Origin of the sequence: Polaribacter staleyi (assembly GCF_038024045.1) — a bacterium.
In the GTDB taxonomy this organism is placed as follows: domain Bacteria; phylum Bacteroidota; class Bacteroidia; order Flavobacteriales; family Flavobacteriaceae; genus Polaribacter; species Polaribacter butkevichii.
On record NZ_CP150665.1, the window covers coordinates 1,769,241 to 1,784,945 of the forward strand.

Here is a 15,705-nt window from a genome sequence, read left to right on the forward strand (position 1 = left end):
ATGTATTTATGAGTAAATTAAAGTGAAGTAAACTAACTTTTTCGCTTCTTAGGCTTTTTGTTACCTGTATTCAGTTTATAGGTGTAACTTAAAACCACATAGCGTCCTAAACTTTGTAAGTTTGTTTCTTCAAAATAATTTAAAGTACTTCTTCTATAAACATCAACGTTTTTATCTAACAAATCTATAAACACCAATTTAACAATGCTGTTATTTTGGGATAACGAATAAGACATGGCTGCATTCCAAATAGGAATTTCTTGTCTTATTAAAAACTTATTATCTGTATATACTAGATAATCAAATTGAGTATTGAAATTTAATCGCTTAGAAATATCAAAATCTACCATTCCAAAATACTTTTGAGTAGTAAACTTTCTATCTAAATTATTTTCAATAGAAAAACTAGTGTTATTTATAATGTAGGTTGCCCCAGCTTTTAAATCTACTTTCCGCTTACTATTATTCTGAATTAATAAACTGGTTAAATAATCTTTAGAAGCAACATTGTTTAGTTCGAAATCTACAATTGAATTTGCAGCATTGTAAGAAAACCTGTTTTTTAAACTAAATCGTACTCCCCAACTATTCACTTTTTTGGTAATATTTGTCAACGCATTAAAACGCGTTTTAGTTCCGCTATTTTGATAACTTATAGTTCTAATAAAATCATCATCTACGGTTACATTTCTAATAATAGCATCTGCAGCATTAGAATATTGCAACTTACCATTAAAACTTACGGATGAGTTAAAATCATACACATTGGCCATCAATAAAAAGGAATTTATTTTCTCTGTTTTTAAATCTGGATTCCCTGTAGAAATTGCGTACGGATTTATATCATTATAAAAAGGATTTGTTTGATTGGCTCTTGGTGCTTTTATCTGTTTTTTATACGTAAATCTAAACTTCTGCCCTCTTTTAGGTTTGTACTGAAAAAATAAATACGGATTTAAATACTGCTCTTCTCTATTAAATTGAGACTCATCTACCTCACCAAAGCTTCTATTTAATGTTTGTAGTTCTACCCCTGTAGAAACATTTAAAGTAGCTATACTATAACTATGAGAAAACTTCGTTTTAAAACTATTCTCTAAATATTTATAATTATAGTCTATAAAATCTTCTACAATGGTATTTTTTATTGTTTTTCTATTCTGATTTGTATTTTCTGTACCCGATAAAATATCTGAAGATGCTTCTGTATTAAAATAATGATTTCCACCAAGTGGTTCCGTGTACTTAAACCTTACTGATAACTTAGCCGAATTTAAGTCTTCATCTCTAAGTATCTCTAAATTAGTTGTAGAAGGGTTTTTATCTAAGTTTCTTTCTATAAAAGTATTCTGGTTGTTATATTTCTGATAATTATTAACAATCGCATTAAAACTAGTGCTAAAGCTTCTTCCCTCTTTTGGTAATTTATGATAATAGTTTACGTTGATATTTCCGTATTTCTTTAAATTTGAGTTTGATGATTTATTGGTGTTTTTAGTGACCAAAACATCACTTGTATCAAAAAACAAACCTTCTCTAGTTAAGTCCGATTTTCTATCATCAGCATAAAAACGTCCCTTAACTCTTAAACTACTAGTTTTACTTGATTTGTTTTCATAATTAAAATTTAAATTATGATTATCAGAAGTGTTTAAATACTCGTTGTTAGACTTATAATTAAAATTATTCTTATTAGAAAAAAACACTCTTTTGGTATCTGAAACACCACTGTTTTCTGAAAGATTGTAAAAATAATCCATATTAAAAGATTCTTTTTTCTTAATTTCTCTTCCGTAATTAATCCCTGCAACACCTGTTTTTAAAAAACCACTTAAACTTTTTTGAGGCTTAGAAAAATCTCCCTCATCAGCATCATCATCTGAATCATCTGCAATACCATCTGCATTTTTTAAAAACCCTTGAATATTAGAACCGGTAATATTAATATTATTAAATTTACCAATCACAGACAATTGCGATTTAGAATTAAATTGATTGTAATTCAGGTTACTAAAATATCGGTTATCTAAACCTACACCACCAGCAACCTTACCAAAACCTCTGTTCTTTTTCGATTTTTTTAAGGTAAAATTAATAACAACTTCTTTGTTACCATCATTAACTCCCGTTAACTCTGCTTCATCACTATTTTTATCAATTACCTCAATTTTTGCAATTGCATCTGCAGAAATATTTTTTAAAACGATAGATGGATCTCCTCCAAAAAACTCTTTTCCGTCTACAAATATCTTTGTAACCGTAGTTCCTTGCGCTACAATTTTCCCTTCTTCCATTTCAATACCCGGAAGCTTGTTTAGTAAACCTTCAATATTATCATCAAAATTTACTTTAAAGGAATTTGCATTAAAACTAACTGTATCTTTTTTTATCTGAACAGGAACCACTGCAGTAATCACAACTTCATCTAACTGACCAATATCTTCTTTTAAAACAATCGTATTTAAATCAATTAGCTCTTTTTTATAAATTATTTTCTGAGAGAATGTTTTAAAACCCAACAAATCTAATTGTAAAATAATGGTATCTTTTGGTACATCATTTAATAGAAACATTCCTTTTTCATCTGTGGTTGTATAACTTAAAAAAGCATTGTCTTTAACACTTAACAGCGCTACAGAAACCATTTCTAAAGGAACGTTTGTTTCGTCTGTAATAACACCTTTTATACCTGATGATTGCCCGTAAATACTTATAGAAAAACAATACAGTAGCAATGAAAAAACTACTATTTTGACATTAATTTTGGTTGAAAACATATTTTTTAGACTACTCAAAATTGAAAAGGTTTAATTTTAAGAACATAAAGGTATTTATTATAGTTTCAGTTTAATTTTAAATACGTTCTTGGGTTCTATTTATTTTTTTATTACTGATACTACTTTTGTTTCTCCTTCCATCATCATTTTTACTAAATAAACCCCTTTTGAAAACTCTTTAAAATCTATTTTTAAAATCTTTTCTTGTGTTTTTAAGTTTAGTACTTCTTGACCTAAAACATTGTGAATACTGATATTCTCTATTATTTTATTCGCTTTAAAATTGACAAACCCTGTGGTTGGATTTGGATAGTAATTAAATACATCATCTATAACTTCTTCAACAGAAAGCGTACTTTGTTTTACCTCTAACAATAAAACAGCATCTCGTGTCATTGTAAAAGTAGCAGGTACATTTTGCCCTGTTAATAAATTTGTAATAGAACTGATTGTTTTACCATTTCTATAAGATAACTGAACTTCTGTGTCCGATTTTCCCATATTTACAATGGTCATCACTTCTGTTCCGTTTTGTTTAGAAATGGTTCTAGAGAAACAACCTTTTATATTTAGAGGATTTGTTTCTTCTAATTTTAACGCTGGTAATTCATTGTTATCAGACAATAAACTAAATGCTTTATCTTTAAAACTTGCAATTGATGCTGCGGCTATTATTGTTCCGTTACTAGTATTTAAAGAGATTGTATGGTTTACACCATATTCATTTTTCTTTAGACTTGTTGCATCTAAAATAACAGTTCCACCATTGTCTAAATACGTTTGTAGCGTATTTAATTCATCCGTTGTTACAAACTCCGTTTGATACACTAAAACTGCACTCCAATCATTATTATCTTGTTCTTCTATAATCCCTTTTGTGGCAAAGCCAATAGGAGTTCCATCAAAATACATGGCTTCATATAAATTAAAAACGTCATCTAAATGATTTGTTTTATTGATTGCAGAAGTCTTAGAATAAAAAATACGAATTGGTTTTTTTAATTTCTGAAAAGCATACATATCATCTGCATTTGCATTTAAATCTAATACGGTTGCTTCTACTTCGTTTATAATTCTTGGCTGTTTGTTGGTTATTAGAACCTGCATATCCTTTTCCTGCATTATTTCTGATAGAACCATCTGCTTCTCTTGCCCAAAACCAAGTCTGAGAAATATTCATTCCAGATACATATGCCAACCAATAAGTTGCTCTAGCATAGGCTGGTTTTAAGTACAAATCTCTAAATTTACCTGTTGATAAATAATGAGATTCTGAGTTATAAATAATTTTATTAGGACTCACAGATTTCATAAAATCATAAGACATGCTTAACTCTCGCCAATGAAAAGAATATTTTTCTTCCCAATCTTCTGTATTGCCAAACAGATAAGAATTCCAACTTTTAGCATCATTCCCAATAATTTCTGTCAGTCTGGTAAGCGCTTCTAAATCGATACCACTATCTTTTTTATTGTCTGACCACAAATGTGGCATTATTTTAATATGTGTTTTTGCTGATGGGTCATTTTCTTGAATTTTAATCTTCAAAAAAGTAAACCAATCTGTTACTCTAAACATATTAAAGGTCATCCAATCATACCAAATAGGCGTTCCTTGTAAATTTTGATGAATCGGTAATTGAATTGTAACAGTATCGAAACTTGCAAAATTGGTATTCCATAAAGCGTTTAAATCAGCAATTGAAGTATGCTTCTGAGATAACCAAGTTCTAAATTTTGCTTTTGTATACGCTGATACAGCATGTGCTTGCCAAGTATTTTCTATTGAATTCCAATGTGGTTCATTTGTTAACAAATACCCCATTTTAGAATAATTTTTACCTGCCATTAAAGGAACAGTGACGTCTAACAAAAAGCCTTGCATCTCTCTAGCACCAGGGTTATCTATATCATATTCTGTGTATAAAGTTCCGCCTGTTGTAAAATTATCATAGGTCTCTTTAGCCCATTGTGGAGGGTTTTTATGATTTAAAAAAATGCTTCCAAAAGTACCACTAGGTTTAGTTTGTAACTCGTTTAATATGTTTGATTTAATAGTACCTTGTGCATCTACAACGTAAGAAGACGTTAAATAAAAACCATCTTTATTACCATAAAATTCATTTAAGTTGGCTGTAGAAGGTCTCCAAGTATAATCTGATAAGAATACCGGTTTATTATTGTGTAAAACCTCATTATCACGGACAGAAATATTGGTCCAATCTATTCTTGGTGATGGTTTACGAATGATGCTTCCATCAATTACTTTGTTGATAGTTGCAATAGCTTCATCCAACATAATAATAACCTCGTTTCTTTCATAATTTGGAAGATCTGCAGCCATTTGAGCGGCATTGTCTTTATAAATAGAAACGAGTTCGTAATAACTTGTGTTTTCTGCAATATTGTTTTCATCCCAATTTGCAAATTCTAGAAACACTTCTGCAGTACGCACCGTCATTTTTTCTTTTAAAACATCTAAATTGGCATCTTCTGCTTGGGCAATTCGTTGTTTTAATTCATTAATTTTAGTGAAGGCTGTTTGTTCTAGTTGTCCAAACGAAGTTTGAAAAAACCCTAAAAATAAAACTAAAAAAACCATTTTTTTTGCAAACATCATTTTTAGGGTTTAAGTGATTCTTTTTTAAAAAGAACAATAAAAATTATTTAAATGGAAAAAATTCTGATTCAACTCTAGAGCTTGTCATCAATACTTTTAATTCTGATGCAATTTCTGGGTGTACATTAGCAACATTGTTTGTTTCTCCAACATCCTTAGATAAATCATACAATTCAAGAGTCCCTTGTTTATCACCCTTCAAATTCATTTTATTCCAAACAGCTTTCCAGTTTCCTTTTCTAACGGCTTTTCTTCCACCTCTTATATTAAATTCCCAATATAAATGCTCGTGATTTCCTTGACCTTCTTTATTTAATAAAGTGGGTAAAAAAGAAATACCATCAATATTCTCAGGATTTTTTGTACTTGTTATTTCTGTTATAGTTGGTAATACATCCCAAAAAGTAGAAACATGATCAGTTACGCTACCTTCTGCAATTTTATTTGGCCAAACCGCTATAAATGGCGCTCTAATTCCGCCTTCATATAAATCTCTTTTGTAGCCTCTAAATTTACTATTGCTGTCAAAAAAATCAGGATTTGTTCCTCCTTCAGGAGAAGGACCATTATCACTCGCAAACATAATAATTGTGTTTTCTGTAAGGCCTAATTCTTCAATTTTAGCCACCACTTCACCAACATAGGCATCAATTCTTGTAATCATAGAAGCATAAGTTGCCAATGGTTTATCGCAAGGTGCGTACTCATGAGGCACAATATTTGGTCCATAATCAGACGTATATTTATTCTCTGCCGTAAAAGGTGTTTCCTTAAATTTACCATCATACATTTTAAAAATAGAATCATTCGGAGAAATTATTTCTGCATGTGGCAATACCAAAGGAATGTAGGCAAAGAATGGTTTGTCTTTGTTATCTTCTATAAATTTTAGTCTATGATCTCTAATTTTATCCGGAGAATAGGTAACTTTATTTGTATAATCATTCCCTTCTAAAGAGTCTAGTGTTTGGTTGTGATTTAAATAAGGTGGATAATATCTATGTGCTAATTTTTGATCATTATACCCATAAAACTCATCAAAACCTTGGTTATTAGGATCTCCTTCGCCAAAACCTAAACCCCATTTACCAAACATACCTGTGGCATAACCATCTGCTTTTAAAATCTCTGCAATAGTTACTGAATTTTTAGGCAATGGGACCTGACCTTCTTGGTCTTCTACCAATTGCCTATTTCCTCTAATTGGCGTGTGCCCTGTGTGTTGCCCAGTCATTAAAGTAGAACGAGATGGTGCACAAACTGCAGATCCACTATAATGTTGCGAAAATGTCATTCCCCTTGCTGCCAAAGCATCTAAATTAGGTGTATGAATTTTTGTTTGTCCATAGACACCTAAATCTCCAATACCCATATCATCTGCTAAAATGTATATGATATTAGGTTTCTTTTTAGCTACTACAGTTTCCTTTTTGGCTTTCTCTTGTGCACAAGAAATGAGTATCGTAGAAACGAAAGCAACAAGTAGCATTAATTTATTCTTCATGACTTAAATTTATTAGAAATTTTACTTTTATCTAAATTGAACTTCTTTCACTCCTGTTGTATAATCTACACCTCTTAACTTTCCGAAAATAGTTTTCATTTCTAAAAGTTTTTTAGGATTAGATTCAGCCAAGTTATTTTGTTGCTTCTTATCTTCTTTTACATTATACAATTGCTCATAAGGGAAGTTACCCACTTCAATACCTACTTTTTCTCTTAAGTTTTTTCCTTTATACGCTGGGATGTATACAAAATCTCCACTTCTTAAAGCTGTTTTACCAGTAGCCTCAAGAACTAAATTGTCTCTACCTTTGTCTGATTTACCTAACAAGGTATTTAATAAATCTTTACTATCTGTAGTTGTATCTGTTGTTCCTGTTAAAGTAGCTAACGACGCTAATAAATCCATCTGACAAACAATTGCATCTGACACCGCTGGTTTAATGGTTCCTTTCCAATACGTGATAAAAGGAACTCTTGTACCTGCTTCAAAAATACTGTATTTACCTCCTCTTAATCCTCCTTTAGGATCGTGGTTACCTAATTTTTCTACGGCATCATCATAATAACCATCATTTAAAACAGGGCCATTATCACTAGAAAAAACAACTAATGTGTTTTCTAAAATCCCTTCTTCTTTTAGTGTTTTCATAAATTCACCAATACACCAATCTGCTTCTAAAATAACATCCCCTCTTGGTCCCATTCCAGATTTACCTACAAATCTAGGATGTGGAGTTCTTGGCACGTGGGGTTGATTCATTGCATAATATAAAAAGAATGGTTTTTGCTTATGCGTTTTTACATAATTTTGAGCTCTTACCAAGAAATTATCAGCAATATCTATATCACTCCATTTAGCAGCATCTCCACCTTTCATAAATCCTATTCTAGGGATACCGTTTACAATACTGTTGTTATGCCCATGATGCCATTTCATTGTTGTCATCTCTGGATTTGTAATTGCTGTTGGCTCTCCTTCAAAATTAGTTTTATAATCTACTTTTATAGGATCGTTTTTGTCTAAACCTACCACAGTACCATTATCTATGTATACTGTAGGAACTCTATCCTGCGTAGCAGCAAAAATGTAAGATTCGTCAAAACCGACTTCGTTGGGTCCTGGTGTAATTTTTTCATTCCAATTTACATGTCCGGTTCCTAAACCTAAATGCCATTTCCCTACAATAGAAGTTTGATATCCTTGTTTCTTTAAAACCTTTGGTAATGTTTGTTGTGTGGTACTAATTAATAAAGGTGCTGTTCCTGGTAATATTTTTGCATCTTTATTACGCCAAGGATACACCCCTGTTAATAAAGCATATCTACTTGGTGTACACGTTGCCGATGAAGCATAACCGTTTGTGAATTTAATTCCACCATTTGCTAAAGCATCAATATTGGGTGTTTGTAATTCTGTTGCCCCGTAAGAACTGATGTCTCCATATCCTAAATCATCTAAATAAATAACAACAATATTAGGTTTCTGTTCGGTCTTTTTTGCTACTATTTTTTTTGGAGTATTCTTACATCCAATTGCAAAAACTAGCGTAAAAGCTAATAAAATTTTTAAATTAACTATTTTCATTATCCTATATTAAATTTAATTGTTTTCTAGTTATATAAACATCTTAAAATCAGAAAACATTCTCACCTAATAATGGTGAGAATGTTTTTTTATTACTCTACTGTTATTGTAAACTTTTTATTTACTTTCCAAAGGCCATTGTCGTTCACAGATTCTGCGACAGAATCTTTAAAGGTATTAACTAAAAACACTTCATGTACTCCTACTTCTGTAAATAGCACATTTGCTTGTTTCTCTGTAGTTACTAAACCCGCATTTGGCAAAATATATTTTGCATAAATAGTATCTGTTTCTGGAATGTTTTGCTCCAATAATTTTGCACTAACAGGTATTTTCCATTCATGAGAAACCACACCACGAGAAAGATCTAAAAATGCAATATACTTATCTAGATCAATTGTTTTTTCTGCGATAGAATGAAGTGGTTCATCAGAAGTAATATCTGTTCTTAACCCTGGAGATGTCCACCAAGTTAACGAAGAAACATCATTAAAGGGAGGTACATAATCATTTTCATCTTCGCAACCAGTAAATATCATTGCTACAATAAAGAACAATGCAAATAATTTATATCTATTTTTCATAATTCTATTTTTTAATTAGCGTTTTGATTGTTTAAAGTTTCACTTTGAGGTAATGGTAAATACCCATTATAACCACTTGCCCAAGCATCAGCAGCTTCTGTATACTCAGAAAAAGGAGTAGCTCCAGAACCTAATTCTAACAAACTCTTTTTACGTTTTGCTGTTTTTCCGTTGGTTCTTGTGTATGTATAATCTGCAAGACCATATACCTGAGTGCTTAAATCTTGAAATCTTTGTTGTGCAACTCCCCATCTTCTTAAATCGATAGATCTTGTAGAGAAACCTTCTAAAGATAATTCTAAAGGATATTCATGATACATTAACTGATCCATAAAAGTAGTTTCGTTAAAAGTACCTGCATCTAAAGGAATTAATCCCCAACGTTTTCTAATTTCATTTACCAAACCTACCGCTTTTGGGATATCTGTACTTGCTAAACATTCTGCATACATTAAATACACACCACTTAATCTGTTTACTACAACATTTCTACCCGATTTCCAACCAGAAGTATTGGTATCATCTTCCGCTGTATTACCATTTAAATGATTGGTATATTTTTTGAATAATGAAAATAATGTGCCTCCAAACGCAAAAGATTGAGGTGCTGTGTATCCATAATAAACAGAAGTTTCATCATTTACTAAGGCTATACTATGAGAAGCCCTTAAAGAATTATTTTTCAAAGGTTTTGTTATGTCGTTGTCTACATAATTTCTAGCATCAGAAGGATCCATCTCTAAATGCTCTTGCATATATTGGTAAGTTAACCAAGCAGAAGGTACCACCCATGCAGCTCCCCCAAAATTTATATTAGCTTCTGTATTCTTACCAGTAGGTCCTGTTCTTCTAGCCAATCTGTTTTGAAAAGAAGCTTCATTAAAGAAAGTATCTTCTGGTCTAAAATTATCTGCATAATTAATTTCAAAAATAGACTCTGAACTAAAATCTCCTCCACTAGGAAATACTTTTCCAGGATCTTGCTCTAAAGAAAGGCCGTATGCACTGTTTGTAATCACATCTTTAAAATAAGGAATTGCCTCTGTTGGTTTACCTTCATATAAATAACTGGTTCCTAAAATGGTTGCAGCTACTGCAGCATCTACTCTAGCAATCGTTTTTCCTTGTGCTGGTAAATTTGCATACGCAAATTCTAAGTCTTCTCTAAAGAATTTGATAACTTCTTCTGAAGAAGAGGTTGGTTTTGTAAAATCTTCTGGGGCAACAGGTACAGCATCTCTAATAACTATTTTACCTTCATTAAAATTAGCATGTAAATAAAAATGCATTAAGCCTCTAAAAAATCTTGCTTCTGCCATTTGTCTCGTCCAAATAGGATCTGCTTTAAATTCTGCATCCATACTTTCTAAACCTTCTATTACTTGGTTTGCTCTCCAAATAACTTGGTATTTTGCATCCCAAGCATCACCTAACTCTCTATTATCAGAAGTTACTCTTTGTTGATACCATGCTAAATATTGACCAGTAGGTCTGGTTCTTCTACCTGGATACGCCAAGTCTGTTCTGTTAAATTCTTCTGCAATAGAAAGTACATACGTATGTAACATTGCAGAATATACTGATGTTAAGTTAGATTCTGAATCTTCTAAATTTTTCCAATAAGTATCTGTTGATAATTCATTAGGATTCGATTCTTCTAAATAGCTTGAACAAGATTGCATGATTCCTAATAAGAATACTGCGGCAAATGTGTATATATATTTTTTCATAATTTCTATGTTTTAAAATTCTAAATTAAACCCTAATGAATATAAAGATGTGATAGGGAATCTTGCAGAATCGATACCTCTTCTTGTAACATTACCACCAACTTCTGGATCAAAACCATCGTACCCAGTAATTGTAATAGGGTTTTGAGCAGATAAGAATAACCTAAATTTAGACGCTCCTATTTTTTCTGCAACCTCTTTTGGTAAGGTATATCCTAAAGACACTAATTTAAGTCTTAAGTAATCTCCGTTTTCTACCCACAAATCAGAATCACCATTATAATTTGGGTGTCTACCATCTCTTTCTACCCAAAAAGGAATTTGAGAAGTTGGATTTTGTGGCGTCCACATATTCACTAAATCTTTATGCCTTGTTCTAGAAAAAGCATCTGCCTTTGTAACGTTAATAATTTCTGCTCCAACAGAACCATACCAGTTCATTGTTAAATCGAAGTTTTTATATGAAAAATTGGTATTAAAACCGATTTCAAAATCAGGTAGTCCACTACCTCCATACTCTCTATCTTCATCATTAATAACACCATCACCAGCATCTGGTATACCATCATTATCTGTATCTACCGTTAATTTGTCTATATATTTTAAATCTCCAGCATTTGCGTTGCTATCTACATTATTTTGGTATTCTAACAATTCTGCTGCTTTTTCTGGCGTATGGTTAGATAATATTCCATCCGTTGGTTTTAACCAAAAAGCCCCAGCTTCTCTCCCCACTTTAAAGACAGTTACTGGAGAGCCTAAAACTTGTGAATTAGAATTGTAAATAATATCTATTCCATTGGCCATTTTAGTAATCTCGTTTTCGTTTTTTGTAAAGTTTAAACCTAAATTGATTTTCCCCTCTCCAATGCTTCCTCTATAGTTTAAAGCAACTTCCAAACCTTTATTAGTCATATCCCCAATATTTCTAATTTGATTTTGAGAACCACTATTTCTAATAACACCTGCAGAACCTGGTAATCTAACAGGAAAAAGCATATCTGACTTTTCTGTTAAATAATAATCTGCCGTCACACTAAATTTATTTCTTAAAAAACTTAAATCTACTCCAACATTACTAGAAACAGAAGTTTCCCATTTTACAAGAGGGTTTGCAAAAGACGTTACTGCAGAACCCAATGTTTGTGATTGATCTGTTTCACTAAAAATATAATCTAATTCTCTTGTAATTGTTGATGCAAATTGATAATCATTAAAACTATCATTACCTGCAGTACCTCTACTTAATCTAAGTTTAAAGTTATTAATGGTTCCTTTTAATGGTTTCCAAAATTTCTCGCTAGAAACATTCCATGCTAAAGAAACAGAAGGAAAAGTTCCCCATTTAGAATTTTCACCAAATTTACTAGACCCATCTCTTCTTACAAAAGCAGAAAGTAAATATTTCCCTTTATAATTGTATTGCGCTCTCGCTAAGAAACCAACATTTTTTCTCACATAATTAACTCCGGAATCTGCTAAAGGATCTTGACTAGAACCATTTAATACAGTAATTGAATTGTCTAAAACACCATTTCTAGAGGCTGTAAAAGATTGATAAGTACGCTCATCTGCAGAAACACTACCTAAAAGATTAAAACTATGCTGACCTATTTTTTTCTTGTAGGTAAAAAATCCATCAACACTAAAAACATTTAAACGAGATGCAAATGCTGAAGCCCCACTAAATAATGGATCAGATTCTGCAATACCGGTTTCTTCATCAAATAACTCAAACTTAGATCTAAAGATATTACGAGTACCATTATCTACATTTGTTCCTATTCTTGTTGTAAAATCTAAATCTTTTGTCAACTTTCTTGTTGCACTTAAACTTAAATTTAACTTATCGTTTCTTTGATTATCTGTTCTTTTTAGTGCTTGTGCAAGACCATTTAATGGAGTTGTTAACCCAGAATTACCAGATTCTGATATAAATCTATCAGAAGATAAATCAATTAATGGATAATAAGGTTTGTAACGTGTTGCTAGTGTAATTAACTGACTCGTAGAACGATCTCTATCTTCTAAAGTAAAACCAATACTCGTGTTTATTTTCCAGTTTTTAGTATCATACGTAGTAGATGCTCTACCATTATATCTTTTAAAACTAGAACCCAAAAGTGCACCATCAATATCTTGGTAACCACCTGTTACACTATACGTAAAGCCTTTTTGACCACCAGAAACTCTTATACTGTAAGAATTGCTTTTGGCAGCATCTACTAATACTAAATCAGAAAACACATTGTCGTTTTCTAACCAAGCTGCTCTATTAGGCCCAGGCGTATAATACCCTAAACCTAATGAATATTTATAGTCTGCTTTTGCTGTCTCAAAATAAAGTTGCTCTTCTGTATTCATTAAAGGAGTTCCACTACCAAGAGATTGTATCCCAGAAGAGTAATCGAAACCAACTACCATTTTACCTTCTTTACCTCTCTTTGTTGTAATTAAGATAACTCCTGCTGCTCCACGTGTACCATAAATTGCTGCTGATGCTGCATCTTTAAGTACATCAATAGTTTCTATTTCATTACTTGCCAATCTAGGATCTCCTTCTTGCGGAATACCATCAACGACAAATAATGGCGTATTACTACCCGATAAAGAAGTAATCCCTCTAATTTGAATATTAGATTGTTCTCCTGGTTCTCCAGAATTAGAAGTAATATTTACACCGGCAACTTGACCTTGCATTGCAGAAGCAATATCTGGTGTTACAAATTGTTTAATATCTTCTGATTTTACTTGAGATACAGAACCTGTTATTTCTTTCTTTTTAACAGCTCCATAACCAATTACCACAATTTCTTCTAATTCTTCTGTGCTAGAAGTCATTTTTACATTGTGCTTTGCTCTTGCAACTTTAACATTTCTATTTTTCATACCTAAATATGCAAATACAAGTGTTTCTCCTATTTCTGCTTTAATAGCATAATTACCATCAAAATCAGAAGTTGTTCCTCTTTTTGTTCCTTTTACAACAACAGAAACTCCTGGTATAGGAGAGTTATCTATGCCGTCTGTAACAATTCCTTTTACTGTAATTCTTTGTGCATTAGCATCAAAACTACAGAACAACACAGCAAGTAAACTTAGTAGGCTGTATGCTAAAATCTTGTTTTTTAATAAAAATTTTAATTTCATTGGTTGATTTTTATTCGTTTATATTCAAATTAAGTTTTGGGATTTTGGGTACTTTAAATGTATTCTGTATTCATAATTTTAAGCTGTATTTTTTTTTGAATTGTGAATTTATGAGCCCTTTTATTTTGACTACTATAAAGTTGATGTTTTTGTTAAGTTTCTTTGTAGATTTTAGTAAATTAAATGTGTCTCATAGTAAATTCAAACACAAATCACATATAACAAGCTGATAAACAACAAACTAAATAAAACTAATTTTTTCATTTAAATTTATGTTAATTCCTTAAAACGACACTTTTATAAGGAGTATTGAATAGAGAAAAGCTCTAAAACAACAAAAGGTAGCAACCTAAAGTTACTACCTTCCTTATATTCTGAATAATAGAAAACCGTTTCTAAAAAGCAGGAACAGCTTCTTTCTCCCAGTTTTCGAGATTCTTTTTTAAAGTTGCTTCAATTTCTAATCCAGTTCCTATTAAATCATTCTGTTCACTAATATCTTTAGTAACATTAAATAATTGAAATTTTCCTGAGTGATATTTTACTAGTTTCCAATCGCCATCAATTACAGACGCATATTGATCTTCGTAACTTCTAAAGAAATACAATTGTCTTTTTGCAAATTCTTTTCCTTGTAGTATAGGCATTAAACTTTTTCCTTGAATCCAATTGTCTTCTCCTTTTTTGCCAGAAGCAATTTCAAGTATTGTTGGGTATAAATCTATGGATTGTACAGGGATTGATGTTTCTGTACCTGGTTTTGTAACTCCAGGATAATCTATGGTTAACAAAACTCTAGAACCTCCTTCTCCTAAAGTATTTCCTCCTTTTTTACCACCACTTAAAGGAGCGTTTGTGTAAGCACCTCCTTGATCGGAAATTAAAATAATAATTGTATTGTCTGCAATTCCTTTCTCTTTTAAAGCCTTTCTTACTTGTCCTACAGAATTGTCTAAAACTTCTACCATTGCGCCATGTTGGGCATATTTTCCTTTCATTCCTTTGGCTTCGTATTTTTTTAATAAATCTTTTCTACCAATAGAAGGTCCATGTACTGTGTAATACGAAAAAGACAACATAAAAGGATCCTTTTTATCGTAATTATGAATAAAATCAGTGGCATGCTTGGTTAAAACTTCCGTTAAATAATCTCCTTTTTTTACACCAGACTGTAAAAATCCTTTAGGATCTTCTTCTGGCTTAAAAAACGGAAAATAATAATTTTTTGGATGTCCAGCATTGGTAGTTCCATACACTTCATCAAACCCCTGTTTTTCTGGATAATGTGCCGTGTGTCCTAAGTGCCATTTCCCTATAAATGCATTGTAATAGCCATATTCTTTTAGTCTTTCTGCATAAGTAACTTCTTCTAAAGGTAAATAATTAATAGAAGGCATTTGTACTGGATCTGATGGCCAATAACTATATTTTTCTTTCTCTGGATCTCCAGAAATATGACGCACCATTTCTAAACGAACCGCTTCTTTACCAGTTAAAATAGAAGCTCTACTTGGGCTACAAGTAGGCGTTGGAATATAGGCTCTATTAAAATTTAAACTTTCTTTTTTTAATTGATCTATGTTTGGCGTTTCAAAAAGAGGATTTCTAAAACCAACATCCGCCCAACCCCAATCATCAACAAATAATAAAACAATGTTTGGCTTTTTATGTGTTGTTGTTAATGAATCTTTTTTAACCACTTTACTTTTACAAGAAAAAGCTGTTATTATAAAAAGGAGCAAAAAGAATATAC

Annotated in this window: 9 protein-coding genes; all 9 read right to left on the reverse strand. The window is 31.6% G+C overall.

The genetic code is table 11. The features are described from left to right. Nucleotides 1-32 precede the first annotated feature (32 nt). A complete protein-coding gene (locus tag WHD07_RS07710) occupies nucleotides 33-2,777 on the reverse strand; it encodes an outer membrane beta-barrel protein (protein ID WP_343330701.1) in 2,745 nt (914 codons plus the stop codon). Between the two features lie 99 nt (nucleotides 2,778-2,876). Further along, nucleotides 2,877-3,884, reverse strand: a complete 1,008-nt coding sequence (locus tag WHD07_RS07715; RefSeq protein WP_343330702.1) for a T9SS type A sorting domain-containing protein — start codon at nucleotides 3,882-3,884, stop codon at nucleotides 2,877-2,879. Beyond that, nucleotides 3,799-5,397: a beta-galactosidase gene (locus WHD07_RS07720; RefSeq protein WP_343330703.1), complete on the reverse strand. Its 1,599-nt coding sequence runs from the start codon at nucleotides 5,395-5,397 to the stop codon at nucleotides 3,799-3,801. The genes WHD07_RS07715 and WHD07_RS07720 overlap by 86 nt, the downstream gene beginning before the upstream one ends. Nucleotides 5,398-5,440: 43 nt before the next feature. Next, a complete protein-coding gene (locus WHD07_RS07725) occupies nucleotides 5,441-6,901 on the reverse strand; it encodes an arylsulfatase (protein WP_343330704.1) in 1,461 nt (486 codons plus the stop codon). Between the two features lie 27 nt (nucleotides 6,902-6,928). Further along, complete coding sequence (locus WHD07_RS07730) at nucleotides 6,929-8,488, reverse strand: arylsulfatase (protein ID WP_343330705.1); 1,560 nt, start codon at nucleotides 8,486-8,488, stop codon at nucleotides 6,929-6,931. Between the two features lie 92 nt (nucleotides 8,489-8,580). After that, nucleotides 8,581-9,072, reverse strand: a complete 492-nt coding sequence (locus tag WHD07_RS07735; protein WP_343330706.1) for a hypothetical protein — start codon at nucleotides 9,070-9,072, stop codon at nucleotides 8,581-8,583. 11 nt (nucleotides 9,073-9,083) lie between these two features. After that, nucleotides 9,084-10,802 carry a RagB/SusD family nutrient uptake outer membrane protein gene (locus tag WHD07_RS07740; protein WP_343330707.1) on the reverse strand — a complete coding sequence of 573 codons (1,719 nt, stop codon included), beginning with the start codon at nucleotides 10,800-10,802 and terminating at the stop codon, nucleotides 9,084-9,086. Between the two features lie 12 nt (nucleotides 10,803-10,814). Further along, the gene (locus tag WHD07_RS07745; RefSeq protein ID WP_343330708.1) at nucleotides 10,815-13,952 is read right to left on the reverse strand and encodes a TonB-dependent receptor; all 3,138 of its coding nucleotides are present in this window, start codon (nucleotides 13,950-13,952) and stop codon (nucleotides 10,815-10,817) included. A gap of 395 nt (nucleotides 13,953-14,347) precedes the next feature. Continuing rightward, nucleotides 14,348-15,694, reverse strand: a complete 1,347-nt coding sequence (locus WHD07_RS07750) for a sulfatase (RefSeq protein ID WP_343330709.1) — start codon at nucleotides 15,692-15,694, stop codon at nucleotides 14,348-14,350. Between the last annotated feature and the right edge of the window lie 11 nt (nucleotides 15,695-15,705).

Excerpts from the sequence above, each read along its gene's own strand:
- WHD07_RS07710 (WP_343330701.1), bottom strand. The coding sequence starts at position 2,777 with ATGTTTTCAACCAAAATTAATGTCAAAATAGTAGTTTTTTCATTGCTA.
- WHD07_RS07715 (WP_343330702.1), bottom strand. The coding sequence starts at position 3,884 with ATGCAGGTTCTAATAACCAACAAACAGCCAAGAATTATAAACGAAGTA.
- WHD07_RS07720 (WP_343330703.1), bottom strand. The coding sequence starts at position 5,397 with ATGATGTTTGCAAAAAAAATGGTTTTTTTAGTTTTATTTTTAGGGTTT.
- WHD07_RS07725 (WP_343330704.1), bottom strand. The coding sequence starts at position 6,901 with ATGAAGAATAAATTAATGCTACTTGTTGCTTTCGTTTCTACGATACTC.
- WHD07_RS07730 (WP_343330705.1), bottom strand. The coding sequence starts at position 8,488 with ATGAAAATAGTTAATTTAAAAATTTTATTAGCTTTTACGCTAGTTTTT.
- WHD07_RS07735 (WP_343330706.1), bottom strand. The coding sequence starts at position 9,072 with ATGAAAAATAGATATAAATTATTTGCATTGTTCTTTATTGTAGCAATG.
- WHD07_RS07740 (WP_343330707.1), bottom strand. The coding sequence starts at position 10,802 with ATGAAAAAATATATATACACATTTGCCGCAGTATTCTTATTAGGAATC.
- WHD07_RS07745 (WP_343330708.1), bottom strand. The coding sequence starts at position 13,952 with ATGAAATTAAAATTTTTATTAAAAAACAAGATTTTAGCATACAGCCTA.